Source organism: Enterobacter cloacae complex sp. S3, assembly GCF_014930495.1.
GTDB classification, from domain to species: Bacteria; Pseudomonadota; Gammaproteobacteria; order Enterobacterales; family Enterobacteriaceae; genus Enterobacter; species Enterobacter asburiae_B.
In genome coordinates, this window is sequence record NZ_JADBRD010000064.1 from 1 (window position 1) to 381 (window position 381).

Here is a 381-nt window from a genome sequence, read left to right on the forward strand (position 1 = left end):
TACGTCATGAGTTCCCCTTGTTAAAGACGCGTTGGTGGTTCGCCTGCTGCCTGTTGCGTGGCGCTGGCTTCCCTCGCTCCCCCGAGTATGTCGGGTATAAGTCTATCTGCCACGGCGAATTTCGCCCAATAATGCGCGGTATGATATACCATGATTGCCGATTCGTTTATCTGATTACGCAACAGGAGAAGGACATATGTCAGCGAAGCGCCGCATTGAGGCCGCGATATTTGATATGGACGGGTTGCTGATTGACTCGGAGCCGCTCTGGGATCAGGCGGAGGTCGAGGTCATGGAGAGCCTGGGAGTGGATACCCGTCGCCGCGATGAACTGCCCGACCTGCTCGGTCTGCGAATCGACCTGGTGGTGGATCTGTGGTA

At 56.2% G+C, this 381-nt stretch carries 1 pseudogene; it reads left to right on the top strand.

The window, feature by feature from the left end:
* Positions 1 to 196: 196 nt before the first annotated feature.
* Positions 197 to 381, top strand: a pseudogene (locus IM317_RS22885) (hexitol phosphatase HxpB); the annotation flags it as partial.